Genomic DNA, 25,613 nt, shown 5'->3' with positions numbered 1-25,613 from the left:
CAGCGTCTGCGCGCGTTCATGAGGAAGGCGGGAATGGCTTGAAGCGAAGCCGCGCTATTTCCAGTAGTAGCGGATCGCGACGTAGACCACGACGAGGCAGGCGAAGATCAGCGCCACCGGCATCGGACGTTTGGCGTTCGGGGCGGAGGCGGCCGCCTTCTTGGTGGGCAGGCGGCGGAACGCCGTGACGTTGCCGGTGTCGGCGGCCGGTTCGCGCGAGCGTGCCGGAACTTCGGGCGCCTTGCCTGCGCCGCCCATCTCCGCATAGTAGGTGCGGTACATCTCCAGGATCGTCGCCTCGCTGGCCTCGCCGTCGCTCATCTGATCCAGCAGCCTCTTGTAGATGGCCAGGAAATTCTGCGCCTCCGGCGGCAGGGCGGAGGCGCCGTTCAGCTTCGCCATCATCTTCCAGGTTGCAAAGTCAGCCCGCGCACGCGTATCGGCGCGTCGTGCAATCAGCATATCGGCAGCTTTGATCACCATGGCCTCGAAGCGTTCCCGTCCTTGCGCATGTTCCGGAAAGTGGCACCGATTTCCGGTTACACCATGCGCCAGATCAAAGGCTATGTGTTTCCGGTAATGAGGAGAAGGGCATTGATCACATAGCCGGTCAGAGTTCGCAGTATCGTTGAAATAACATCAAGATTTAGGCCGACTTGCCTGCCAATCACGGGCAGCAGGATCAGAAGTCCGACCAGGATCAGCATGCCGTAGGGCTCCAGCCGGGCCAGCGGGATTGCCAGCGGCCGCGGCAGCAGCCCGACCGCGACCCGGCCGCCGTCCAGCGGCGGGATCGGCATCATGTTGAAGATCGCGAGCACGATGTTGATCAGGAACGCGTTTTTCAGATTGTCCGCGGTCCACTTTGCGGCATCGGCTGGAACCAATGGCAGCGCGTGGAATGCCAGCGCCGCCGCGGTCGCCAGGATGATGTTGGTGACCGGACCGGCCAGCGCCACCCAGACCATGTCGAGCTTGGGATGGTTGAGCTTGCGGAAGTTCACCGGCACCGGCTTGGCGTAGCCGAACAGGAACGGCGAATGCGCGAACAGCAGCATCGCGGGCAGGATCAGCGTGCCGAACGGGTCGATGTGCTTCAGCGGGTTGAAGCTGACGCGGCCGAGCTTCCAGGCGGTGTCGTCGCCGAGCCGGTGCGCGACGAAGCCGTGCGCGGCTTCGTGAAACGTGATGGCGATCACCAGCGGCAGCACCCACACGGAGACGTCATAGAGGGAAATGTTCAACGCGCGCCGCCTCGGGTTGGCCTGGACCGGAGTCTCAGGCTAGCACGGATTCGCGGACGGCCTTGCCGGTGCGTGGCCGCAGGTCAGTGTGCGTCGGGCGCGACGACGCGTGCCTGTTGCGGCTCGGTCGTCGCGATCCAGATGCCGACGAAAACGGTGACGATGCCGGCGATCAAATTCCAGCTCAGCGGCTCGCCGAGCAGCGCCGCGCCGACCAGCGAGGCGGCAATCGGATTGACGGTGACCGAGATGGCCACCCGGGTCGGCGTGGTCCGTTCCAGCGCGAAGGCCCACAGATAGAAGGTGAGTGCTGCGCCGAACGCGCCGAGATAGGTCGCGCCGAACCATTGCGGCACACCGAACTCCGCAACCGGTGCGAAACTGCCGCGCAGCAGCGAGCCTGTTATCAGGACCGCGGCCCCGGCCGCCATCGCGAGTGTGGTGAAGGTGATCGGGCCGGAGCGGCGGATGTAGGGCTTCGACCAGATGCTGTAGAGCGCCATGCACAGCGCGGCTCCGACCATCAGGAGATCACCGCGCCAGGCACCCGGCGGGGCCGTGGCGAGGCCTGAGAGCAGCGCCATCGAGACACCCAGGATCGTGACCAGCACGCCTGTGGTCTTTCGCGCGGTGAGCGGCTCGGCACCGAGCGCCGCAGCAACCAGCATGGTGAGCAGCGGCAGCGTCGAGAGCGCGAGCGCGCCGCGGGCGGCGGTGGTGAAGATCAGCGACGCGTTGAACAAGATCGGAAACGCCGCAAAGAACAAGAGGCCGAGGCCGGCGACACCGGGCCAGTCGCGTCGCGACGGCCAGCTTCCACGTTGCAGCAGCGCCAGCGGCAGCAACAGCAGCACGCCGATGCCGAAGCGGAATGCGCCGATCGCCAGCGGATCGATGGTGCCGGCCAGAAACCGCGTTGCCCCGATCGAGGTTCCGCCGAGCGCACTCGACGCGACCGCGGCCAACACCCCCCAAATCTCGCCCATCCCGCTCCGATCCCGCTGTTTTGCTTGCACAATCTAGGGAACGGTCGATAATCAGTGAATGCAATAAATTTGATCAAGCAAATCACGGATTCTGATGAGTGCGCCCGTCCTCGACCCGGATCTCTTGCAGGCCTTTGTCGCGGTGGCGGATCATCGCTCCTTCACCCGCGCCGCCGCGGCGCTGAACCGGACACAATCCGCCGTCAGCATGCAGGTGAAGCGGCTGGAGGAGCGGTTGCAGGCCGAGCTGTTTCGCCGCAGCACGTCCAGCGTCGATCTGAGCGCGGCCGGCGAGGGGCTGCTCGGTTATGCCCGCCGAATTCTGAGCCTCAACGCCGAGGCGGTCGGCCGGGTTCGCGAGCACGGCATCGACGGGCGGGTCCGCCTTGGCGTGATGGACGATTACGGGACGCTGATCGTCCCGCCGCTGCTGAAGGAGTTCATCGCCAATTATCCGCTGATCCATGTCGAGATGGAAACCGGGCTGACCTCGTCGATGACGGACCGGCTCGGCGAAGCCTATGACCTCGTGATCGCAATGCACCCCGAGGGGCGCGGCGAGGGCGAGTTGCTGCGCACGGAGCAGGCGGTGTGGGCCGCGAGTGCCACACATCGCGTCGAGGAGCTCGACCCGTTGCCGGTTGCGCTCTATCCGCAGGGCTGTCTGTTTCGGAGCTGGGCGATGCAGGCGCTCGACCAAGCGAGCCGGCCGTGGCGGCTCGCCTTTGTCAGCCACAGCCTGTCCGCGGTCGAGGCGATCGCGGCGCAGGGTCTTGCCGTGACGGTCGTGAAGTCGGGCACCTTTCCGCCGACGTTGCGGCGACTGACCGCGCGCGACGGCATGCCGCGACTGCCGCGAGCCGAGATCCGGTTGCATCGCGCGCCCAACCTCGCGCGCGCGGCGTCATTGCTCGCCGATCATCTTGTCACGGCGCTTCGGCAGCCAGCGAGGCGAGGGAGTTAGTACGTCGCCCGGCCGCCGGAGATGTCGAACACCGCGCCGGTCGAGAACGCGCAATCCTCTGAGGCCAGCCACGCCACCATCGAGGCCAGCTCCTCGACCTGCACGAAGCGGGCCTTCGGAATCTTCGACAGCATGAAGTCGATGTGCGCTTGCGTCATCTGGTCGAAGATCGCGGTCTTCGCCGCGGCCGGCGTCACCGCGTTGACCAGGATGTCGTGCTGCGCGAGCTCCTTGCCGAGCGATTTCGTCAGTGCGATCAGGCCGGCCTTCGACGAGGAATAATGCGCGGCGTTCGGATTGCCTTCCTTTCCGGCGACCGAGGCGATGTTGACGATGCGGCCGTATTTCTGGCCGATCATGGTCGGCACGATCGCCTTACAGCAGATGAAGGGTCCCTCGAGATTGATGCGCATCACCCTGCGCCAATCGTCGAGCTCGGTCTCCCATACCGGCTTGTTGGCTCCGGTGATGCCGGCGTTGTTGACGAGGATGTCGATCTTGCCGAATGCCCGCAGCGTCTGATCGCGTGCGGCGTCGACCGCAGCGGGATCGGTGACGTCGGTCTTGATTGCGATCACGTTCTCGCCGATTGCCCGCGCGGTCTTCTCTGCCAGCGGCTGGTCGAAGTCCCAGATCGCGACCCTGGCGCCGGATGCAACGAAGCGCTCGGTGATGGCGCGGCCGAACCCTTGCGCGCCGCCGGTGACGACGGCGCAGCGGTCGTTGAGATCGATCTTGTTCATTGCTTTGGTCCTTTGACGTTTCCTCGGTGCGGCCGCACGGACGTTCTGCTCCCTCGCCCCGCACTTGCGGGGAGAGGGGTGGGGTGAGGGGTTGTCTCCACATACTGGTGCGGAGGTATTGTGCCTCGCCCCTCACCCGGAAGCTTCGCTTCCGACCGCTCCCCGCAGAAGGGCGGGGAGAGGTCGAGATCACAGCATGAAGCCGCCGTCGACGACCATGTCGACGCCGGTCGTGAATGCGGCCTCGTCGCTTGCAAGGTAGACCGCCATAGCGGCGATTTCCTCGGCGGTGCCGAGCCGGCCCATCTTCTGGCGAGCGACGAACTTTTCGCGTCCGTCCGGGCCTGCCGCAGCGGCGCGATCAAGCATCGAAGGCGTTTCCACGGTACCCGGGCAGATGCTGTTGCAGCGGACGCCCTGAGTGATGAAGTCGAGCGCAACCGCGCGCGTGAGCAGCGAAACTGCCGCCTTCGACGCGCTGTAGACATAACGGTTGGCCGGCGGCCGCAACGCCGCGCAGGACGAAATGTTGACGATGCTGCCGCCGCCGCCCGCCAGCATCGCAGGCAGAAACGCCTTGATGGTCCGGTGCATGGATTTGACGTTGAGATCGAACGAGAAGTCGAAGTCTTCGTCTGAGCATTCCAGAATGGTGCCGTGATGCACGAAGCCTGCCGCATTAAGCAGGATGTCGATCTTGCCGACGCGCTTGGCGAAATCGTTGACGTCGGCGGTGCTGCGAACGTCGAGCCGGGCGGTCTCGGCGATGCCGTCCTTGCCGAGGCTGGCGATGCCGCTTTCGTTGATGTCGGTGGCGATCACGGTGGCGCCTTCACGCGCGAATGCGATCGCGCATGCGCGCCCGATACCTGCCGCCGCGGCGGTGACGACGGCGCGCTTTCCCTTCAGTCGATTGGACATGCGTTTCTTCCTTCGGTTCTCGTATGTTTTTTGCTGCCATGCGCGGCTTGACCCGCGCGTCCATCTTTCGAAGAGCGATGGATTGCCGGGTCAAGCCCGGCAATGACGGTCCTGCAGATCAGTGATTGTCCCGCGCCACGCCGACCTTGCCGGCAATGTCGTGGTAGCGCGTCGCGAGCTCGAGGCAGGCGCCGGTGGCGTGCTGGCCGACGGTCTGGCGGTAGAGCTCCTGCCACGGCGTCTGGTTGGCCGGGTGCGGGAAGCCGCCCTTGGCCTTCAGCTCGGCGCGGCGGGTGCGCAGCTCATCCTCGGAGATCATGATGTTGGCGCTGCCCTTGTTGAGGTCGATACGCACCTTGTCGCCGCTCCTCAGGATCGCGAGCCCGCCGTCGGCCGCCGCTTCCGGCGAGGCGTTGAGGATCGAGGGCGAGCCCGAGGTGCCGGACTGCCGGCCGTCGCCGATGCAGGGCAGGGACAGGATGCCGCGTTTGATCAGCGCCGCCGGCGGCTGCATGTTCACCACCTCGGCGCCGCCGGGATAGCCGATCGGGCCGGTGCCGCGGATGAACAGGATGCAGTGCTCGTCGATGTCGAGCGCGGAATCCTCGATCCGCGCGTGATAGTCTTCCGGGCCCTCGAACACGACGGCGCGGCCCTCGAAGGCGTTGAGGTCCTTCGGGTTGGACAGATAGCGGTCGCGGAATTCCTTCGAGATCACGCTGGTCTTCATGATCGCGGAATCGAAGAGATTGCCGCGCAAGACCAGGAAGCCGGCGTCTTTCACCAGCGGCTTGTCGTAGCCCCAGATCACGTCGCCGTCGGGCTTCGGCGCTTCCTTGCAATTCTCGCCCATGGTGCGGCCGTTGACGGTGAGGGCGCCTTCGTGGATGCGCTTGTGCTTGATCAACTCGCGCACCACCGAGGGCACGCCGCCGGCGCGGTGATATTCCTCGCCGAGATAGAAGCCCGCCGGCTGCATGTTGACCAGCAGCGGCACGTCGTGGCCGTATTTCTGCCAGTCGTCGATCGACAGCTCGACGCCGACATGGCGCGCCAGCGCATTGATGTGGATCGGCGCATTGGTCGAGCCGCCGATCGCGGAGTTGACCACGATGCAGTTCTCGAACGCCTCGCGGGTCAGGAAGTCCGACGGCTTGAGGTCGTCCCAGACCATGTCGACGATGCGCTTGCCGGTCTCGTAGGCGATCTGGCCGCGCTCGCGATAGGGCGCCGGGATCGCCGCGCAGCCCGGCAGCGAGAAGCCGAGCGCCTCGGCGAGCGAGTTCATCGTCGAGGCGGTGCCCATGGTGTTGCAATGGCCGACCGAGGGCGCCGAGGAGGCCACGATCTCGATGAACTGCTCATAGTCGATCTCGCCCGCGGCGAGTCGCTCGCGCGCCTTCCAGACCACCGTGCCGGAGCCGGTGCGCTGGCCCTCGTGCCAGCCGTTCAGCATCGGGCCGCCCGACAGCACGATCGCCGGCAGGTTGACGGTCGCGGCCGCCATCATGCAGGCCGGTGTGGTCTTGTCGCAGCCGGTGGTCAGCACGACGCCGTCGAGCGGATAGCCGAACAGGATCTCGACCAAGCCGAGATAGGCGAGGTTACGGTCGAGCGCCGCGGTTGGGCGCTTGCCGGTCTCCTGGATCGGATGGGTTGGAAACTCCATGGCGATGCCGCCAGCGGCGCGGATGCCCTCGCGGACGCGATGCGCGAGCTCGAGGTGATGCCTGTTGCAGGGCGACAGGTCATTGCCGGTCTGGGCGATGCCGATGATCGGCTTGCCCGACTGCAATTCCTCGCGGGTCAGGCCGTAGTTCAGGTAGCGCTCGAGATAGAGCGCGGTCATGCCCGGATTGTGCGGGTTGTCGAACCATTCCTGGGAGCGGAGCCTGCGGCCCTTGCCCTTGTTGGTCTCGCCTGCGGCGCTGTGCCCGTTGGTGTGGGGTTTTGTCATTGGTTTCTCCCGCAATGCAAACTTTTGATGGGCCCATTCAAGGGCTCTGGTTCAACTCTGTTCTACCTTGCGCAAATCGTCGCGCACTACAAACCTCGACGATCACGCACGGGTGTTTCGGTGGATGGATTGGACCTTAGTTGAAGGGACTTGGTTGCGCTACCATTTTGTCATTTTTTGCGTGTCTTATGACGGGCTGGTGTCGGGCGGATGTCAGCTGCGTCGTGCCGAACTCTGGCGTTCCATGACGCTGAAGCCCAGATCGACAACGGGCTCGGCGGGGCGGCGTCCTTCCAGCGTTTCGATCACCATCATGGCAGCGTTTCTGCCCATTTCGTAGCGATTGGTGCGCACGCTGCTCAGCGTCGGCTCGCTCGATGCCATGAATTCGAGGTCGTTGAAGCCGACGATCGCCATCTGCTCCGGCACCGCCATGTGGCGACGCTTGCATTCGAACAGCGCGCCGAGTGCAAGGTCGTCATTAACGCAGAACACCGCGTCGATGTCGGGCGCCTTGGCGAGCAGGTCGGCAAACAGCGTCCCGCCCAGCGTCACCGAGGTCGGTATCGCCGTGGTGACGATGAGCTGCGGATCAAACAGGGCGGCCTCGGTCATCGCGGCGCGATAGCCGTCAAGCCGCCGCTGCACCCGCGGATCCATTCGCGCGCCGAGGAAGCCGATCCGCCGGTAGCCCTGCGCAAGGAGGTGAGCGATCGCGGCTTTTGCCGCGTCAAAATGCGAGAATCCGATCATCATGTCGATCGGCGAGGGGCCGACCTCCATGATTTGCACGATCGGGCAATCCACTGCCTCCATGACACGGCGGGAATCGGCGGTCTGGTTGATGCCGGTGATGATCAGCCCGGCCGGCTTCTGTGCCAGAAAAAGACGCAGCAGGCGCTCTTCCTGCAGGATGCTGTAGCGGGTGTTGGCGAGCTGAATGCTGTAGCGGCTGCCATCGAGCGCGTCATAGATGCCGCGCAGCACGTCGGCGAACACATTGTTGGTCAGCGACGGGATCAGGACACCGATCACTTCGGTGCGCTGCGACGCAAGCGCGCGTGCCGCGAGATTGGGCACGTAGCCGAGTTCTTTTGCCGCACTCTCGACCCGGGCGCGCTTGCCGGCCGAGAGTGCGTCCGGATTCCTGAAGAAGCGCGAGGCCGTAATCGGACTGACGCCGGCAAGCTTCGCGACTTCGGCGAGCCGGATCTTGCCTGGCGTGATATGTTTTCGGGCCATTTGCCGCTCATATCACGACGTTCGTCGCAGACAAACCGATATTGACAGCGCTACCAAGCGATTGCTAATCGAACGATTGCCAAAACCAGATAAACTGCGGACAATAACGCAAGTCCAACGGAGCCGCGTACCCAGCGTGGCCGGAACAAAACAGAGCGGTGGCGGCACTCGTCGTACGCCGTCGGGAACTTGAGGGAGGGAAGTGGATGTCGTCGGTCCAGATTCGCGACGTGCGGAAGTCATTCGGCAATTTTGAAGTCCTGCACGGCGTGTCGATCCCGATCGAGGACGGCGAGTTCGTCGTTCTGGTCGGCCCTTCCGGTTGCGGCAAGTCGACCCTGCTGCGCATGCTGGCGGGACTTGAGAACATCACCTCTGGAACGATCTCGATCGGCGACCGCGTCGTCAACAATGTCCAGCCCAAAGAGCGCGACATTGCGATGGTGTTCCAGAACTACGCGCTCTATCCGCACATGACGGTCGCCGACAATATGGGCTTCTCGCTGAAGCTGCGCGGCGCCAAGCCCGAGGAGATCTCGACCGGCGTCAAGCGCGCGGCGGAAATCCTCGCGCTGACGCCGCTGCTCGAGCGCTATCCGCGCCAGCTCTCCGGCGGCCAGCGCCAGCGTGTTGCGATGGGCCGCGCCATCGTGCGCGATCCCCAGGTGTTCCTGTTCGACGAGCCGCTGTCGAACCTCGACGCCAAGCTGCGCGTCGCCATGCGCACCGAGATCAAGGAATTGCATCAGCGGCTGAAGACCACGACCGTCTACGTCACCCACGACCAGATCGAGGCCATGACCATGGCCGACAAGATCGTGGTGATGCATGACGGCATCGTCGAGCAGATGGGCTCGCCGCTCGAGCTCTACGACAAGCCGGAGAACCAGTTTGTGGCCGGTTTCATCGGCTCGCCCGCGATGAATTTCCTCAAGGGCAAGGTCAACGGCGCCGCCTATTTCGAGGGACCGAACGGCGTCAAGCTGCCGCTGAAATCGGCGCCGGCCAATTCCGACGGCCAGCCCGCGGTCTACGGCGTGCGGCCCGAGCATTTCACCATTGCCGATGACGGCGCCGAAGCCGAGATCGTGGTGGTCGAGCCGACCGGCTCGGAGACCCAGGTGTTCGCCAAGCTCGGCGGCGAGCAGGTGGTCGCGGTGTTCCGCGAGCGCCATCAGTTCAACCCGGGCGACAAGGTCCGGCTCAAGCCGGATCCGGCGCTGGTCCATCTGTTCGACGATTCGACGGGGAAACGACTGAATAGCTGACCGACTGATCGATCTGAATGGCCGACCAACAGGCCAGATCAAAAACAAGAAAAACACAGTCAATTGGGAGGAAGGACGATGCACGATTTTACTCGCCGTTCGCTACTTCAGGGCGGCACCGCGCTGGCCGCAACCGGGATGCTGACCGGGCCGGCGCTGTTTGACTTCGCCAAGGCCTGGGCGCAGACCGCGCCCTGGAAGGTGGAGCCCGGCGCCAAGCTCACCGTGATGCGCTGGAAGCGCTTCGTGCCCGCGGAAGACGATGCCTTCAATGCCATGGTGGCGGCTTTCAAGGCGGCAACCGGCACCGAGATGAACGTGTTCAGCGAGTCCTTCGAGGACGTGCAGCCGAAGGCCTCGGTCGCCGCCAATACCGGCTCGGGTCTCGACCTTGCCTGGGGCCTGCACACGCTGCCGCAGCTGTTCCCGACCAAGGTCCTCAAGATGAACGACGTTGCCGATTATCTCGGCAAGAAGTACGGCGGCTGGACCGAGGCCGCAGCCAAGACCTGCAAGCAGGGCGATGACTGGCTCGGCATTCCCGTCGCGACCATCGGCGGCTATCTGACCTATCGCAAGTCGGCGGTCGAGAAGGCCGGCTTCAAGCAGGTGCCGTCCGACTTCCCGGCCTATCTCGAACTCTGCAAGGCGCTGAAGAAGAACAACACGCCGGCCGGCTTCGCGCTCGGCCACGCCACCGGCGACGCCAATGCCTGGGTGCACAACATCCTCTGGGGCTTCAACGGCTGGACCGTCGACAAGGACGACAAGGTCATCATCAACTCGCCGGAGACGATGAAGGCGCTGGAATACGCCAAGGCGCTGTCTGATACCTTCATTCCAGGCGTCGCATCCTGGAACGACTCCTCCAACAACAAGGCGTTCCTCTCGGGCGAATTGTACCTGACCTCGAACGGCATCTCGATCTACGTCGCGGCCAAGGACGACCCGAGCAAGAAGGAGCTCGCCGAAGACATCGACCACGCACTGTGGCCGGTCGGCCCGATCGGCAAGCCGACCGAGCTGCAGCTCGCGGTTCCGATCCTTGCCTTCAACTTCTGCAAATATCCGAATGCGGCTAAGGCGTTCATCGCCTACATGCTGGAGAAGGAGAATTTCGAGAAGTGGCTATCGGGCGCGCGGGGGTATCTCACCCACACGCTCAACGCCTACGACACCGCGCCGGTCTGGACGGCCGACCCGAAGAACGCGGTGTTCGGCCAGGCCTCGAAGCGCGCGCTGCCGGCTTCCGGCATCGGCACGCCGGGCGAGAAGGCGGCCACCGCGATCGCCGACTTCATCGTGGTCGACATGTTCGCGAACTACTGCACCGGCGCCAAGGACGGCAAGACCGCGATGGCGGAAGCCGAGCGGCAGCTGAAGCGGATCTATCGCTGATGTGATGGTCGCGGGCGGCGAGAACCGCCGCCCGCGCTATCGTTGGAATGCCATCACTGGAATATTGCGTAGTCATGCTCAATCCTTTGAGCAATCGGGACATCGCCTATGGCTGACATCGCCCTTGCGCCGCGACGTGCGAAGACCGAAATCCGCGAAGCGACCGCCTGGGATCAGCTGCGCCACAACAAGAACTGGCTCGGCTTCTGGTTCATGTTGCCGGCGATGGCGTTCCTGATTTTCTTCCTGGCCTACCCGCTGGGGCTCGGGGTCTGGCTGTCCTTCACCGACACCCGCATCGGCCGGGTCGGTCATTTCATCGGCACCGAGAACTATGAGTGGCTGTGGGACGATTCCATCTTCTGGCTGTCGGTGTTCAATACGCTGCTCTACACTTCCATCGCGAGCGCGGTGAAGTTCGCGGTCGGGCTCTATCTCGCGCTGCTGCTCAACGAGCGCATGCCGTTCAAGGCGCTGCTGCGCGCCGCGGTGCTGATCCCGTTCATCGTGCCGACCGTGCTGTCGGCGCTGGCGTTCTGGTGGATCTTCGATTCGCAGTTCTCGATCATCTCCTGGTCGTTGAAGCAGCTCGGCCTGATCACCCAGAACATCAACTTCCTCGGCGACACCACCTGGGCCCGCATCTGCGTGATCTTCGCCAATATCTGGCGCGGCGTACCGTTCGTCGCAATCACGCTGCTGGCAGGCCTGCAGACCGTGCAGCCTTCGCTCTACGAGGCGGCGACGCTCGATGGCGCCTCGCGCTGGCAGATGTTCCGCTTCATCACCTATCCCTTGCTGACGCCGATCATCGCGGTCGTGATGACGTTCTCGGTGCTGTTCACCTTCACCGACTTCCAGTTGATCTGGGCGATGACCCGCGGCGGCCCGGTCAACGCCACCCATCTGATGGCGACGCTGTCCTACCAGCGCGCGATCATCGCCGGACAATTGGGCGAGGGCGCTGCGATCTCGAGCGCGATGATCCCGTTCCTGCTCGCCGCGATCATGGTGTCCTGGTTCGGCCTGCAGCGCCGGAAGTGGCAACAGGGTGAAAACAATGACTGATCTTCCTGCCCAAAAGGTCGATCTCAAGTCCATCCTGTCGACGTCGGCGCGCGTCGACAACAGCGAGGGCATGAGCTATCTGCAGTCGGTGCCGCGGCGGATCGTGACGCTCTACATCCCGCTGTCGATCATCGTGATCATCCTGCTGTTCCCGTTCTATTGGATGGGGCTGACCGCGATCAAGCCGGATGACCAGCTGCTCGACCTCGACAAGTACAATCCGTTCTGGACCTGGAATCCGACCTTCAAGCACATCCACAAGCTGCTGTTCGAGAGCTATTATCCGCACTGGCTCTGGAACACGATGTACGTGGCGATCGGCGCCACCGTGCTCTCGATCATCGCGAGCGTGCTCGCGGCCTATGCCATCGTGCGGCTGCGCTACAAGGGCGCCAACGTCGTCGGCGGCCTGATCTTCCTGGCCTATCTGGTGCCTCCGTCGATCCTGTTCATTCCGCTCGCGACCGTCGTGTTCCAGTACGGTCTATTCGACTCGCCGATGGCGCTGATCCTGACCTATCCGACGATCCTGATCCCGTTCTCGACCTGGCTTTTGATGGGCTATTTCAAGACCATTCCGTTCGAGCTCGAGGAGTGCGCGCTGATCGACGGCGCCAGCCGCTGGCAGATCCTGATCAAGATCGTGCTGCCGCTGGCGATTCCCGGCCTGATCTCGGCCTTCATCTTCTGCTTCACGCTGTGCTGGAACGAGTTCATCTACGCGCTGACGTTCCTGCAATCGACCCCGAACAAGACCGTGCCGGTCGCCATCGTCAATGAATTCGTTGACGGTGACATCTATCGCTGGGGTTCCCTGATGGCAGGGGCGCTATGCGGCTCGCTGCCGCTGGTTATTCTTTACGCCTTCTTCGTTGAGCATTATGTCTCGGCGATGACGGGTGCCGTGAAGGAATAAGCGCGCAAGGCCCGCAGCTGAATTCGAGCAAGAGAAGAAAAGGAGCAGGGTCGTGCACATTCTGATTCTGGGCGCCGCCGGCATGGTCGGCCGCAAGCTGACCGAGCGTCTGTTGCGTGAGGGCCGGCTCGGCAAGCAGGACATCAGCAGGATGACCTTGCAGGACGTGGTGGCGCCGGCCAAGCCCGCCAACGCCGCGATTCCGGTCAATGTCGTCGCTTCCGATTTCGCCGATGCCGGCGCCGCGGCGCCCCTGATCGCCGAGCGCCCGGATGTGATCTTCCATCTCGCCGCGATCGTGTCGGGCGAGGCGGAGGCCGAGTTCGACAAGGGTTACCGCATCAATCTCGACGGCACCCGCTATCTGATCGACGCGATCCGCGCCGTCGGCGGCGGCTACAAGCCGCGGCTGGTGTTCACCTCCTCGATCGCGGTGTTCGGCGCGCCGTTCCCCGAGAAGATCGGCGACGAGTTCTTCCATACGCCGCTGACGAGCTACGGCACGCAGAAGTCGATCTGCGAGCTGCTGATCAACGATTACACCCGCAAGGGTCTGCTCGACGGGATCTCGATCCGGCTGCCGACGATCTGCGTCCGGCCGGGCAAGCCGAACAAGGCCGCGTCGGGTTTCTTCTCCAACATCATCCGCGAGCCGTTGGCGGGCGAGGAGGCGGTGCTGCCGGTGTCCGAGGATGTGCGGCACTGGCACGCCTCGCCGAAATCGGCGGTCGGCTTCCTGGTTCACGCCGGCACGATGGACCTCAATGCGATGGGGCCGCGGCGCAATCTCAGCATGCCCGGAATGTGCGTCAGCGTCGGCGAGCAGATCGCCTCGCTGGAGCGCGTTGCCGGCAAGAACGTCACCGCGCGGATCAAGCGGGTGCCGGATCCGACCATCATCGGCATCGTCTCGGGCTGGCCGCGCGATTTCGCCACCGATCGCGCGCTGAAGCTCGGCTTCACCACCGCCGAGAAGACGTTCGACGACATCATCCGCATCCACATCGAGGACGAGCTGGGCGGCAAGTTCGCCGCCTAGCTCGGCTCAGGCACGCGGGTCTTGGCATGACCAGGGTCGCCAGCATCGGCGAATGCATGATCGAGTTGCGCCAGGCTCCGGGCGGCCAGCTCGGAGGGCTGTATTCGCGCGCCTTTGGCGGCGACACGCTCAACACCGCCGTCTATCTGTCCCGGCTCGGCGTCCACATCGACTATATCACCGCGCTGGGCGATGATGTGCTGAGCGATGAGATGATCGCGGGGTGGGCGAGCGAAGGCATCGGCACCAAGCATGTCGCGCGATTGGCAGGCAAGCTGCCGGGGCTCTATCTGATCCAGACCGACGACAAGGGCGAGCGGCGCTTCTTCCACTGGCGCGACAGCGCCGCCGCGCGTGAGCTGATGGACCTGCCCGAGACGGCCGATATCCTGAACTCGCTCGCGACGTACGACCTCGTCTATCTCTCTGCAATCACGCTCTCGATCCTGCGCGAGGATGGACGGGAGCGGTTGATGGCGGCGCTGAAGCGGGCGCGGCTGCTCGGCACGCGCTTTGCGTTCGACACCAATTTCCGCGCCCGCGGCTGGCCGGACCTGAATGTCGCGCGAACAGTCTTCAGCAGCGCGTTCGAGACCGCCGATATCGTGCTGGCCTCGACGGAAGATCTGGCGCCGCTCTATCCCGGCGAGAGCAACACGGCGCTGCTCGCCGGCATCTCGAGCCCCGAGGTGGTGCTGAAGCTGGCCGAGCCCGCCTGCATCGTGCGCTCCGCCGGCGGAACGCGCGAGGTGAGGGCGGAGCCGCTGCCGAAACCGGTGGTCGATACCACGGCAGCCGGCGATAGTTTTGCCGCGGCCTATCTGGCCGCGCGGCTCGGCGGCGCCGAGCCTGAGGAGGCGGCGCGCGCAGGCCATCGTCTGGCCGGCGTCGTGGTGTGCTATCCCGGTGCGATCATTCCCCGCTACGCCATGCCGCCGAAGAAGGCGCCTCGTCCCCCACCATCCCGCAAGGCCTCGCAATGACGACGACATCAAAGCAGGACCGGATCGCCGAGCTGATCCGCCAGGCCACCGTGATCCCGGTGCTGACCATCGAGCGGCTTGCCGACGCCGTGCCCCTCGCGAGGGCGTTGGTCGCGGGAGGCGTGCGGACGCTGGAGGTGACGCTGCGTACCGCGGTCGCGGCCGATGCGGCCAAGGCCATCATCGCGGAGGTGCCCGACGCGGTGGTCGGGATCGGCACCATTCTCAATGGCGACGATCTGGCGCGCGCCGAGGCGCTCGGCGCCAAATTCGGCATCAGCCCGGGGGCGACGCCCGAACTGCTGAAGGCGGTCGCAGCCAGCGGGCTGCCCTTCGCGCCGGGGATCGCAACCGCCTCCGAGTTGATGCAGGCATTGGCGCACGGCTTCGACGTCGTCAAATTCTTCCCGGCCGAGCAGGCCGGCGGTATCAAGGCACTGCGCGCCTTGGCCGGTCCATTCCCGAACGTCAGGGTCTGCCCGACCGGAGGCATCGGCGAGGCCAACGCTGCGACCTGGCTTGCCGAGCCCAATGTGCTGGCAGTCGGCGGCTCCTGGCTGTGCCCGGCGGCCGATATCCGCGCCGGCAACTGGGCGGGCATAACCGCCATGTGCGCGAAGGCGATGAAAACGCTGAAAGCCGGCTGAAGATACGCTACATAACTCCCGAACAGGAACAGGGAGATACGGCCATGACAGCAGCCAGCATTGTGGGTTGGGCGCACACGCCATTCGGAAAGTTTGACGCGGAGACCGTCGAGGGTCTCGTCGTCAAGGTCGCCAACGAGGCGCTCGCTGATGCCGGCATTGCCGCGTCCGACGTCGACGAGATCATGCTCGGCCATTTCAACGCCGGCTTCTCGCCGCAGGATTTCACGGCTTCGCTGGTGCTGCAGGCCAATCCGGCGCTGCGCTTCAAGCCGACCACCCGGGTCGAGAACGCCTGCGCCACCGGTTCAGCCGCCGTGCATCAGGGCATTCGCGCCATCGAGGCGGGCGCTGCCAAGATCGTGCTGGTGGTCGGCGTCGAGCAGATGACCAAGACGCCGGGGCCGGAGATCGGCAAGAACCTCCTGAAGGCATCGTATCTGCCCGAGGACGGCGACACGGTCGGCGGCTTCGCGGGCGTGTTCGGCAAGATCGCGCAGTCCTATTTCCAGAAATACGGCGACCAGTCGGACGCGCTGGCGATGATCGCCGCCAAGAACCACAAGAACGGCGTCGCCAATCCCTATGCGCAGATGCGCAAGGATTTCGGCTTCGAGTTCTGCCGCGCCGAGAGTGAGAAGAACCCCTATGTCGCCGGCCCCTTGAAGCGCACCGACTGTTCGCTGGTGTCGGATGGCGCCGCCGCGCTGGTGCTGGCCGATGCCGAGACCGCCAGGACCATGGGCAAGGCGGTGAACATCCGCGCGACCGCGCATGCACAGGATTTCCTGCCGATGTCCAAGCGCGACATCCTGCAGTTCGAAGGCTGCACCGTTGCCTGGCAGCGCGCGCTGGACAAGGCTGGCCTGAAGCTCTCCGATCTGTCCTTTGTCGAAACCCACGACTGCTTCACGGTCGCCGAGCTGATCGAATATGAAGCGATGGGTCTGACGCCGAAGGGGCAGGGTGCGCGCGCCATCATGGAAGGTTGGACCCAGAAGGACGGCAAGCTGCCGATCAATCCGTCCGGCGGCCTCAAGGCCAAGGGCCATCCGATCGGCGCCACCGGCGTCTCCATGCACGTGATGAGCGCGATGCAGCTCGCCGGGCAGGCGCCCGAGGGCATGCAGCTCAAGAACCCGCAGATCGGCGGAATCTTCAACATGGGCGGCGCTGCGGTCGCCAACTACGTCTCGATCCTCGAGCCGGCGAAGTAGCTTGAACATTGCCGAATGGCTGGCGGCGACGGCGCGGGCGCGACCCGACGCGCCGGCGCTGCTGACCGGCTTCGACCTCGACGCCGACTACGCAACCTTCGCCCGCCGCGCCGCCTCGATCGGGGCGGCGCTGGCGCGCGATCACGGCATCGCCGCCGGCGACCGCATTGCGCTGTTTGCATCGAACTGCACGCAATATCTCGAATGCCTCTATGGCATCTGGTGGATCGGCGCCGCCGCGATCCCGATCAACGCAAAACTGCACGGCCGCGAGGCGGCATGGATCTGCGGCAATGGCGGCGCCAAACTGGCCTTCGTGTCCGATGACACGATCGGTGCGCTGCTTGAGGCGAAGGACGACTGCCCCGCCGGCATGACCATGCTGTCAGTCGACAGCGACGCCTACAGGGCGATGCGGAGCGGAGAGGGGGCACCTGCGCCGCTGCCGCGCGAAACCAACGATCTCGCCTGGCTGTTCTATACGTCCGGCACCACCGGCCGCCCCAAGGGGGTGATGCTCAGCCACGGCAATCTGGTTGCGATGTCGCTGTGCTATCTCGCCGACGTCGATCCGGCGACGCCGAACGATGCCTCGCTCTATGCGGCGCCGATCTCGCATGGCGCTGGGCTGTACAATTTCCCGCATGTCCGGATGGGCGGCCGCCACGTCGTTCCCGAAACCGGCGGGTTCGATCCGGACGAGGTGCTCAACCTCGGCCGGCAGCTCGACAATGTCGTGATGTTCGCGGCGCCCACCATGGTGCGCCGTCTGGTCGATGCCGCCAAGAAGCGCGGCGAGGTCGGCGAGGGGCTGCGCACCATCATCTATGGCGGCGGGCCGATGTACACGGCCGACATCACCGACGCGATCGCGACGATGGGCCAGCGTTTCGTGCAGATCTACGGCCAGGGCGAGTCGCCGATGACGATCACTGCGCTGTCACGTGACTGGCATCGCGCGAGCGATCATCCCCGTTATCTCGAGCGGCTGGCGTCGGTCGGCACCGCCCAGAGCGTCGTCACCGTGCGCATCACCGGCAAGGACGGTAAGCCGCTGCCCGCCGGCGAGACCGGCGAGATCGAGGTCAAGGGCTTAACCGTGATGCTCGGCTACTGGAACAATCCGAAGGCCAATGCCGAGACGCTGAAGGACGGCTGGCTGCGCACCGGCGACGTCGGCCGGCTCGATGCCGACGGCTTCCTGACGCTGTCGGACCGCTCCAAGGACGTGATCATCTCCGGCGGCACCAACATCTATCCGCGCGAGGTCGAGGAAGCGCTGCTGACGCATCCTGACGTCCGCGAGGTCTCGGCGATCGGTGTGCCGGATCCGGAATGGGGCGAGATCGTCGTCGCCTGCGTCGTGCTCGAGGAGGGTGCTGCCGCCGACGACGGCAGGCTCGATGCGCATTGCCTGGCCTCGATCGCCCGCTTCAAGCGGCCGAAGCGCTATGTCTATCTCGATGCCCTGCCAAAGAACAATTACGGCAAGGTGCTGAAGACGGCGCTGCGGGAGATGATGGCCCGAGGGTAGGCCAAAGGATCGGCCAAGGAATCTGCAAAGGGATAGGCCGCGGCCTCCGGCCGCGCTAAGCTGCTCGCGCCTGTCACCGGGAGAACGGACCATGGGTATCGAGACGTCCCTGTCGCTGTCGGAATTGAACGATCGCATCGCAATCCTCCGGGACAATATCAGGCAGCTGATCGAGCAGGCCGCGGGCGCCGCCGGCGCCGAAGTCGAGGAGCGCATCGCCGAGCGGCTCGAGCAGCAGAACGCGGAACTGGAAAAGTTCCTGAAGGCGCGCGAGGCGATGACCGGGCAGTAGCCGGCAGCGAGCCGGCGGTGGCGCACTTCGTCTCGTCCGCCCTGCGTTCCGCCGCGCGGAAACGATCCGGCCGCCGCCGCGCATACGCCCATACGCCCGGCGCAGCTTGATCTCGGCAAAGACCTCCCGTTACTAGGATTCAATCCAGAACATCCGGGAGCGAACAGCACGATGGGACCACTGCAGGGTATCAAGGTCGTCGACATGACGACCGTGCTGATGGGGCCCTATGCCACCCAGATGCTTGGCGATTACGGCGCCGACGTCATCAAGGTGGAATCGCCTGACGGCGACGTGACGCGGCAGATCGGTCCGACGCGGCATCCCGGCATGGGGCCGGTCTTCCTCAACACCAACCGCAGCAAGCGTTCGGTCTGCCTCGATCTGAAGAAGCCGGCCGGGCGCGAGGCGGTGCTGCGGCTGATCGCGCAGGCCGACGTGCTGGTCTACAATGTGCGGCCGCAGGCGATGGCGCGGCTGCAGCTCGGCTACGACGTCGTCGCCAAGGTCAATCCAAAGCTGATCTATGCCGGCGTGTTTGGCTTCGGCCAGGAAGGACCATACGCCGCCAAGCCCGCCTATGACGACCTAATCCAGGGCGCCACCGCGCTGCCGGCGCTGATGGCGCAGACCTCCGACGGCGTGCCGCGCTATGTCCCGAATGCGCTGGTCGATCGCATCGTCGGGCTGACCGCGGTCGGCGCGATCTGCGCGAGCCTCGTGCATCGCGACCGCACCGGGCAGGGCCAGCGTGTCGACATTCCGATGTTCGAGACCATGGCCGGCTTCGTGATGGGCGACCACATGGGCGGCCTGACCTACGATCCGCCGCTCGACAAGGGCGGCTACGCGCGCCATCTGTCTCCGGACCGGCGGCCCTACAAGACCTTGGACGGCTATATCTGCGTGATCGTCTACAACGACAAGCAGTGGGAGAATTTCTTCAAGGCGACCGGCCGCGATGATCTGCGCAGCGATCCGAAATTTGCGACCTTCGCCGGCCGCGCCACCAACATCGACGTCGTCTACGCCGAGCTCGCGCGCATCCTGCAGACCAAGACTACGGCCGAGTGGAACGAGATCCTCGAGACGGCCGACGTGCCCGTGATGCCGATGCATGATCTCGAGAGCCTGCTGGAGGACCCGCACATGGTCGCGACCGGCGTCTTCCCGGTGGTCGACCACCCGACCGAGGGCCGTATCCGCAGCATGACGCCGTCGGCACGCTGGTCGGAAACCAAGGTCGAGCCAAGCCGGCTGGCGCCGCGGCTCGGCGAGCACAGCACGGAGATTTTGCAAGAAGCAGGTTTCTCCATTGACGAGATTGCGGCGATGGTGCGCGACGGCGCGGCCAAAGCGGCGAAGGCATAGGAGCACGACAGATGGATTTCGCACTCTCGGCCAACCAGGAATCGATCCGCGACGCCGTCGCAAAAATCTGCTCGCGCTTTGACGAGGCCTATTGGCTGAAGAAGGACAAGGAGGGCGGCTATCCGGCCGACTTCCACCGCGCGCTGGCCGATGCCGGTTGGCTCGGCATCTGCATTCCCGAGGAATATGGCGGCTCCGGGCTCGGCATCACCGATGCTGCGATCATGATGCGCACGATCTCCGAATCCGGCGCCGGCATGTCCGGCGCATCGGCGGTGCACATGAACGTGTTCGGGCTCAATCCGGTCGTCGTGTTCGGCACCAAGGAACAGTGCCAGCGCATGCTGCCGCCGATCATCGACGGCCGCGACAAGTCCTGCTTCGCGGTGACCGAGCCCAACACCGGCCTCAATACCACCCAGCTCAAGACCCGCGCCGTGCGCCAGGGCGACAAATACATCGTCAACGGCCAGAAGGTGTGGATCTCGACCGCGCAGGTCGCCAACAAGATCCTGCTGCTCGCGCGCACCACGCCGCTGGAGGAGGTGCGCAGCCCGACCCACGGCCTCAGCCTGTTCTACACGGATTTCGACCGCAAGCGCGTCACCGTGCACGAGATCGAGAAGATGGGCCGCAAGCCCGTCGATTCCAATGAACTCTTCTTTGAGAATTTCGAGATCCCGGTCGAGGACCGTATCGGCGAGGAGGGCCGCGGCTTCGAATACATCCTGCACGGCATGAACCCCGAGCGCATCCTGATTGCGGCCGAAGCCGTCGGCCTCGGCCAGATCGCGCTGAAGCGGGCATCGGAATATGCCAAGGGCCGTATCGTGTTCAACCGCCCGATCGGCATGAACCAGGCGATCCAGCATCCGCTGGCGAAATGCTGGATGGAGCTGGAAGCAGCCTGGCTGATGGTGCTGCGCGCCGGCTGGCAGTACGACCAGAACCTGCCGTGCGGCCCAGCCGCGAACTCGGCGAAGTATCTCGCGGCGGAAGCCGGCTTCCACGCCTGCGAGCAGGCGGTGATGACCCATGGCGGCTTCGGCTACGCCAAGGAATATCACGTCGAGCGTTATTTGCGGGAGTCGCTGATTCCGCGCATCGCGCCGATCAGCCCGCAGCTCATCCTCAGCTTCATCGGCGAGAAGGTGCTCGGCCTTCCGAAGTCGTATTGATGTTAACCCGTCATTCCGGGGCGATGCGGAGCATCGAGCCCGGAATCTATTCCCCGATGCGCAATTGCGCATCTGCGGTCTGGTCCTTCGGGCCATCCCGGAATGACAGCGGATCGAGGTGAACAGATGAGCTTCGTCACCGGCGTCGGCCTCACGTCCTACGGCAAGCATGAGGGCCTGTCCTCGCTCGACCTGATGAGCAAGGCGGCCGAGCTTGCGATCTCCGATGCCGGGCTGAAGCGCGCCGACATCGACGGCATCTTGTGTGGCTACTCCACCGTCTCGCCCCACATCATGCTGGCGACGGTTTTCGCCGAGCACTTTGGTATTCGTCCGTCCTATGCCCACGCCGTACAGGTCGGCGGCGCGACGGGCCTCGCGATGACCATGCTGGCGCATCATCTGGTCGATGCCGGCGTGGCCAAACACGTGCTGGTGGTCGGCGGCGAGAACCGGCTGACCGGGCAGAGCCGCGACGCCTCGATCCAGGCGCTGGCCCAGGTCGGCCATCCCGACTACGAGGTCACGCTGGGGCCGACGATCCCGGCCTATTACGGCCTGGTCGCGACGCGCTACATGCATGAATACGGGCTCACGCAGGAAGACCTCGCCGAGTTCGCAGTGCTGATGCGCAAGCACGCATTGACGCATCCTGGCGCGCAATTCCACGAGCAGATCACGGTTGCCGACGTGCTGGCCTCGAAGCCGGTGGCGATGCCGTTGAAACTGCTCGACTGCTGCCCGGTCTCCGACGGCGGCGCGGCCTGCGTAGTCAGCCGCGAGCCGACCGGCGAGCGGCGGGTGCAGGTCCGCGGCTGCGCCCAAGCGCACACCCACCAGCACGTCACGGCCGCGCCCGCGCTGAGTGAGCTCGGCGCCGAGATTTCGATCACGAAGGCGAAAGCAGTGTCGGGCATCGCGATATCGGACGTGCGTTACGCCGCGGTCTACGACAGCTTCACGATCACGCTCGCGATGCTGCTGGAAGATCTCGGCCTCGCCAGGCGCGGCGAAGCGGCTGCGCGGGTGCGCGCCGGCTACTTCAATCAGGATGGCGAGATGCCGCTCAATACCCATGGCGGCCTGCTCAGCTACGGCCATTGCGGCGTCGGCGGCGCGATGGCGCATCTGGTCGAAACCCATCTGCAGATGACCGGCCGTGCCGACAATCGCCAGGTGCGCGACGCCTCGGTGGCGCTGCTGCATGGCGACGGCGGCGTGTTGTCCTCCCATGTCAGCATGTTCCTGGAGCGGGTGCGATGAGCGGACCGATCGCGGACTGGACCAAGGGTGCGGAAGCCATCGTCTACCAGACCTGCAACGCCTGCGGCGCGCGGCAATATTTCCGCCGCAGCTTCTGCGCGGCGTGCGGCTCGCCTGACCTCGCCGAGCATCGCGCGAGCGGGGCAGGGACGGTGTATGCGACGTCGCTGGTCTGCCGCGCCGCGACGCCGGAGACCCGGGCGCATGTGCCCTACAACATCGTGCTCGTGGATGCCGACGAGGGCTTTCGCATGATGGCGCATGGCGACAACGACCTTGCCATCGGCGACAAGGTCTCGGCGCGCTTCAGGCAATTCGCCGGACGGCTGGTTCCGTATTTCGCAAAGGCAGAATGAGGGGCTGAGCGATCCAGTCAGTACGCAAGACCAGTCTGATCAGGTTCGCCCTTGCCCCTCCAGTTGCAGATACTATCGCCAATAAAAGACAAAGCTGGCGATGACGAGCATCGCCGTCACCGCCAGCATTTGCGCAAGCGCTTCCGAGGCCGCCCTCTTGGTGGCTTCCTTCATGCGTTTCCCCTAGACTTGGGCATGACTCATCGTGGCGCAAATTGCGCGCACGACGGCCAGATTTTGTACTCGGAACACCCCGCGTCGAGCATTCGCTTTTGATGAGTCCCCACTCAGCGAACGTCGACTGTGTCAGGGTTGTCTGGGAATGCGGCGGCAATTTGACTCGCGCGTGTTGCTCCTGCGACGGTCGGCGGATACTGTTTCGGAACCGGACAGAAACGACAGAGATCAAGGTTAGGAAATGGCCCGTATCGACTACTCCGATCCCGCGAAGGCAAGCCCGCGCACGCGCGAGATCCTCGACAAGAACCGCAACGCCAACATCTTTCGCATGATGGCGCATTCGCCTGCTTACTTTGAGCAGTACTGCCGGCTCGGCGGCGCGATCCGTCACAAGGGCGAGCTCGATCCGGTGGTGCGCGAACTCGCGATCACGCGCACCGGCATTCTATGCGAGGCGCCTTACGAGATCGTCGCGCACAAGCGCATCGGCAAGAACGTGGGCGTCACCGACGAGCAGAATGCCGCGCTGGAGAACTGGCAGCAGGCTACCTGCTTCAACGAGGTGCAGCGTGCGGCGCTGACTTTCACCGACGAGATCGTCAAGCTGAAGAAGCCGACCGATGCGACCTTCAAGGCGATCGCGGCGCTGCTCTCGCCGGCCGCGCTGATCGAGCTCCAGCTCTCGGTCGGCTTCTACATCATGACGTCGAAGTTCCTCGAGACGTTCGAGATCGACATGCAGCCGGTGACGGAAGTGGTGAGCTAGACGTCGAGCCGTGCGGCTCCTGCCTCGCCCCGCGAAGGGCGGGGCTAAGGGGTGCTTGCGCGATTTCGGAATAATGGAAAAATATCACTGAGTTGCCCGACGTGTCAAGTTGCCATGTCGAACGCCGGCAGCCGCCGGCTACTTTGCATGGGGTTGTTTTCGATATTTTGGCCGGGCGCGCCTGCGACGGCAGGCTATAGCTACCCCGACGTCAGCAGATCGACCTTCGCATTGGCCACGATCAGACGCTCGGCGAGGATCTGCGCGAGGTTGCGCATGATCCGCTCGCCGGCGCGCGGATGCTGCTCGCGGAAGCGCTCGAAATCCCCGATCGCGACCTCATAGGCGGTGGCCGACATGTCGGCGACCACGTCGGCCGACCGCTTCGGCTCCAGCAGCGCCATCTCGCCGAATGCCATGCCGGCAGTCAGCGTCGCGAGCCGGATGCCGTCGGGCAGGGTGACGTGGACGACGCCGCTGCGCAGAAAGAACAGCGAGGTCGCCTCATCGCCGGCGGCGATGATCTTTTCATTCGGTCGGTAGGCCCTGATCGCGCAGAGTGAGGTGAGGTCGGCGATCTCGGCTTCGCTCAATCCGGCGAGCAGCGGCTGCTCGGCAAGCTCCGTGGTCTCGAGAAAGTCGATCGAGCCGCCATAGCGATAGACGATCTGGTCCTCGGCCCATTCGATCGCAGTGTCGAGCAGATAGAAATCCCTGATGTTGCCGAGCCGGTTGGTCCACTCGCTGATCGTGGTCCATTCCCGCGAGGTCCGCTTGATGCCGGACAGGATCACGGTGACGCCGAGCTCGGCCAGCTCCTGGAAGGCTTCCGCCACCAATCGCGCGCCGGCGCGGGTCGTCGCGGTGACGCGGCGCAGGTCGAAGATCACGAACTCCGGTCGCGGGCTGCCGGCGAGGCGGCGCGAGACGTAATCGACATTGGAGAGCGACAGCGTGCCGACCAGCTCGATCACGCGCACCTCCTGGAAGTGCTTTGCGAGGATCTCCTGCTCCTGCGGCCGCCGCACCCGGCGTGACGGGTTCTTGCCGATATTGTAGTCGGCGATGATGCTGTGGCGGGCGTCGTCGCTGCGGTTCAGCATGTGCAGATCGTAATGCGCCGACAGTGCCTCGCAGACCTTGATGCCGCGCACGCTGTTGCCGTGCTTGTCGAGCTTCGGCGAGTAGCTGCCGAGCCCGAGCCGCGCCGGCAGCGCCGCCAAAATGCCGCCGCCGACGCCGCTCTTGGCGGGGATGCCGACGCGGTAAATCCACTCGCCGGCGTAGTCGTACATGCCCGACGAGGTCATTACCGACAGCGTGCGTGCGATCGCGTAGGGCGTCACCACCTGCTCGCCGGTCAGCGGATTGATGCCGCGGTTGGCCAGGGTCGCCGCCATCACGGCGGTGTCGCGCGCGGTGACGAGGATGGCGCATTGCCGGAAATAGACGTCGAGCACCGCTGGCACATTCTCGGTGATCACGCTGTTGGTGCGCAAGAGATAGCCGATCGCCCGGTTGCGGTCGCCGGTGGCGCTCTCGGAGGCGTAGACAGCCTCGTCGACATCGAGCTCACGGCCGGCGAAGCGGCCGAGCGCCTGGCGGATGTAGTCGAATGCGCCGTCGCCCTTGTCGGCGTGGAGCAGGCCGGAGCAGGCGATCGCTCCCGCGTTCACCATGGCATTGAAGGGGTGGTTCTCGGCATTGAGCCGGATCGAATTGAAGGGGTCGCCGGACGGCTCGACGCCGATCACGCTTTCCACCCGCTCGGCGCCCAGCGTGTCCAGCGCCAGCGCGAACACGAACGGCTTCGACATCGACTGGATGGTGAAGGGCACCCGGGTCTCGCCGACCTCGTAGACATGGCCGTCGAGCGTCGCGAGGCTGATGCCAAAATGGGCAGGATCGGCCTTGCCGAGCTCGGGGATGTAGTCGGCCACCGCGCCGGTAACCTCCGGCAGGAAGTCTGCGTAACATGTGTGCAGAAACCGCAGCAGCGGCGGCTTCGAGCTGGACCAGGCCGTGGTGGTGGCGGTGACGGGAGGAGGCGATCGTTTCATCGCCTCCTGTTGTGCAACGC

Annotated in this window: 24 protein-coding genes; 16 read left to right on the top strand and 8 right to left on the bottom strand. The window is 64.8% G+C overall.

What is annotated here, in order from left to right; genetic code table 11:
* Positions 1-54 precede the first annotated feature (54 nt).
* From CO675_RS13585 to CO675_RS13575, 3 genes are all read right to left on the bottom strand, one after another.
* On the bottom strand, positions 55-462 hold the full coding sequence (locus CO675_RS13585; protein ID WP_097672661.1) for a hypothetical protein: 408 nt from the start codon (positions 460-462) through the stop codon (positions 55-57).
* Between the two features lie 101 nt (positions 463-563).
* Positions 564-1,244, bottom strand: coding sequence for a site-2 protease family protein (locus CO675_RS13580; protein ID WP_097672413.1), 681 nt, complete (start codon positions 1,242-1,244; stop codon positions 564-566).
* An 83-nt stretch (positions 1,245-1,327) separates the two neighbouring features.
* Positions 1,328-2,230 carry a DMT family transporter gene (locus CO675_RS13575; RefSeq protein ID WP_097672412.1) on the bottom strand — a complete coding sequence of 301 codons (903 nt, stop codon included), beginning with the start codon at positions 2,228-2,230 and terminating at the stop codon, positions 1,328-1,330.
* Positions 2,231-2,324: 94 nt separating this feature from the next.
* Here CO675_RS13575 and CO675_RS13570 point away from each other — a divergent pair, with 94 nt between their 5' ends.
* The gene (locus CO675_RS13570) at positions 2,325-3,194 is read left to right on the top strand and encodes a LysR substrate-binding domain-containing protein (RefSeq protein ID WP_097672411.1); all 870 of its coding nucleotides are present in this window, start codon (positions 2,325-2,327) and stop codon (positions 3,192-3,194) included.
* On the opposite strand, the gene CO675_RS13565 is transcribed toward CO675_RS13570, so the two are convergent.
* From CO675_RS13565 to gntR, 4 genes are all read right to left on the bottom strand, one after another.
* Positions 3,191-3,937 (bottom strand): SDR family NAD(P)-dependent oxidoreductase, encoded by a 747-nt coding sequence (locus CO675_RS13565; RefSeq protein ID WP_097672410.1) that lies wholly within the window; start codon positions 3,935-3,937, stop codon positions 3,191-3,193. The genes CO675_RS13570 and CO675_RS13565 overlap by 4 nt on opposite strands.
* Before the next feature lie 189 nt (positions 3,938-4,126).
* Positions 4,127-4,858 carry an SDR family oxidoreductase gene (locus tag CO675_RS13560; protein WP_097672409.1) on the bottom strand — a complete coding sequence of 244 codons (732 nt, stop codon included), beginning with the start codon at positions 4,856-4,858 and terminating at the stop codon, positions 4,127-4,129.
* Positions 4,859-4,976: 118 nt separating this feature from the next.
* Entirely contained in the window at positions 4,977-6,815 is a 1,839-nt protein-coding gene (locus CO675_RS13555; RefSeq protein ID WP_097672408.1) for an IlvD/Edd family dehydratase, read from the bottom strand.
* 213 nt (positions 6,816-7,028) lie between these two features.
* Positions 7,029-8,057 (bottom strand): HTH-type transcriptional regulator GntR, encoded by a 1,029-nt coding sequence (gene gntR / locus CO675_RS13550; RefSeq protein ID WP_097672407.1) that lies wholly within the window; start codon positions 8,055-8,057, stop codon positions 7,029-7,031.
* Positions 8,058-8,263: 206 nt separating this feature from the next.
* On the opposite strand from gntR, the gene CO675_RS13545 reads away from it, so the two are divergent.
* The 15 genes from CO675_RS13545 to CO675_RS13475 all read left to right on the top strand — a co-directional run bounded on the left by CO675_RS13545 (position 8,264) and on the right by CO675_RS13475 (position 23,533).
* Complete coding sequence (locus tag CO675_RS13545) at positions 8,264-9,325, top strand: ABC transporter ATP-binding protein (protein ID WP_097672406.1); 1,062 nt, start codon at positions 8,264-8,266, stop codon at positions 9,323-9,325.
* 78 nt (positions 9,326-9,403) lie between these two features.
* Positions 9,404-10,723: an ABC transporter substrate-binding protein gene (locus CO675_RS13540; RefSeq protein ID WP_097672405.1), complete on the top strand. Its 1,320-nt coding sequence runs from the start codon at positions 9,404-9,406 to the stop codon at positions 10,721-10,723.
* A gap of 108 nt (positions 10,724-10,831) precedes the next feature.
* Complete coding sequence (locus CO675_RS13535; protein WP_097672404.1) at positions 10,832-11,791, top strand: carbohydrate ABC transporter permease; 960 nt, start codon at positions 10,832-10,834, stop codon at positions 11,789-11,791.
* Positions 11,784-12,707: a carbohydrate ABC transporter permease gene (locus CO675_RS13530; RefSeq protein WP_097672403.1), complete on the top strand. Its 924-nt coding sequence runs from the start codon at positions 11,784-11,786 to the stop codon at positions 12,705-12,707. The genes CO675_RS13535 and CO675_RS13530 overlap by 8 nt, the downstream gene beginning before the upstream one ends.
* Before the next feature lie 52 nt (positions 12,708-12,759).
* Complete coding sequence (denD, locus tag CO675_RS13525) at positions 12,760-13,746, top strand: D-erythronate dehydrogenase (RefSeq protein WP_097672402.1); 987 nt, start codon at positions 12,760-12,762, stop codon at positions 13,744-13,746.
* Positions 13,747-13,772: 26 nt separating this feature from the next.
* The gene (locus tag CO675_RS13520; RefSeq protein ID WP_097672401.1) at positions 13,773-14,729 is read left to right on the top strand and encodes a sugar kinase; all 957 of its coding nucleotides are present in this window, start codon (positions 13,773-13,775) and stop codon (positions 14,727-14,729) included.
* Complete coding sequence (gene eda, locus CO675_RS13515; protein ID WP_097672400.1) at positions 14,726-15,376, top strand: bifunctional 4-hydroxy-2-oxoglutarate aldolase/2-dehydro-3-deoxy-phosphogluconate aldolase; 651 nt, start codon at positions 14,726-14,728, stop codon at positions 15,374-15,376. The genes CO675_RS13520 and eda overlap by 4 nt, the downstream gene beginning before the upstream one ends.
* 44 nt (positions 15,377-15,420) lie before the next feature.
* Positions 15,421-16,593 carry an acetyl-CoA acetyltransferase gene (locus CO675_RS13510; RefSeq protein WP_097672399.1) on the top strand — a complete coding sequence of 391 codons (1,173 nt, stop codon included), beginning with the start codon at positions 15,421-15,423 and terminating at the stop codon, positions 16,591-16,593.
* 1 nt (position 16,594) lies between these two features.
* A complete protein-coding gene (locus tag CO675_RS13505) occupies positions 16,595-18,127 on the top strand; it encodes a class I adenylate-forming enzyme family protein (RefSeq protein ID WP_097672398.1) in 1,533 nt (510 codons plus the stop codon).
* Between the two features lie 91 nt (positions 18,128-18,218).
* Complete coding sequence (locus CO675_RS13500) at positions 18,219-18,419, top strand: hypothetical protein (protein WP_097672397.1); 201 nt, start codon at positions 18,219-18,221, stop codon at positions 18,417-18,419.
* 171 nt (positions 18,420-18,590) lie between these two features.
* Positions 18,591-19,790 carry a CaiB/BaiF CoA transferase family protein gene (locus CO675_RS13495; protein WP_097672396.1) on the top strand — a complete coding sequence of 400 codons (1,200 nt, stop codon included), beginning with the start codon at positions 18,591-18,593 and terminating at the stop codon, positions 19,788-19,790.
* An 11-nt stretch (positions 19,791-19,801) separates the two neighbouring features.
* A complete protein-coding gene (locus CO675_RS13490; RefSeq protein ID WP_028344637.1) occupies positions 19,802-20,968 on the top strand; it encodes an acyl-CoA dehydrogenase family protein in 1,167 nt (388 codons plus the stop codon).
* Between the two features lie 126 nt (positions 20,969-21,094).
* On the top strand, positions 21,095-22,231 hold the full coding sequence (locus CO675_RS13485) for a thiolase family protein (RefSeq protein WP_097672395.1): 1,137 nt from the start codon (positions 21,095-21,097) through the stop codon (positions 22,229-22,231).
* A complete protein-coding gene (locus CO675_RS13480; protein ID WP_097672394.1) occupies positions 22,228-22,587 on the top strand; it encodes a Zn-ribbon domain-containing OB-fold protein in 360 nt (119 codons plus the stop codon). The genes CO675_RS13485 and CO675_RS13480 overlap by 4 nt, the downstream gene beginning before the upstream one ends.
* Before the next feature lie 418 nt (positions 22,588-23,005).
* Positions 23,006-23,533, top strand: coding sequence for a carboxymuconolactone decarboxylase family protein (locus tag CO675_RS13475; protein ID WP_097672393.1), 528 nt, complete (start codon positions 23,006-23,008; stop codon positions 23,531-23,533).
* 200 nt (positions 23,534-23,733) lie between these two features.
* On the opposite strand, the gene glsA is transcribed toward CO675_RS13475, so the two are convergent.
* Positions 23,734-25,593 (bottom strand): glutaminase A, encoded by a 1,860-nt coding sequence (gene glsA, locus CO675_RS13470; RefSeq protein ID WP_097672392.1) that lies wholly within the window; start codon positions 25,591-25,593, stop codon positions 23,734-23,736.
* Between the last annotated feature and the right edge of the window lie 20 nt (positions 25,594-25,613).

Source organism: Bradyrhizobium sp. C9 (assembly GCF_002532045.1).
In the GTDB taxonomy this organism is placed as follows: domain Bacteria; phylum Pseudomonadota; class Alphaproteobacteria; order Rhizobiales; family Xanthobacteraceae; genus Bradyrhizobium.
Note: the sequence above shows the minus strand (reverse complement) of the source record. Positions and strands in the feature narration are given on the sequence as shown.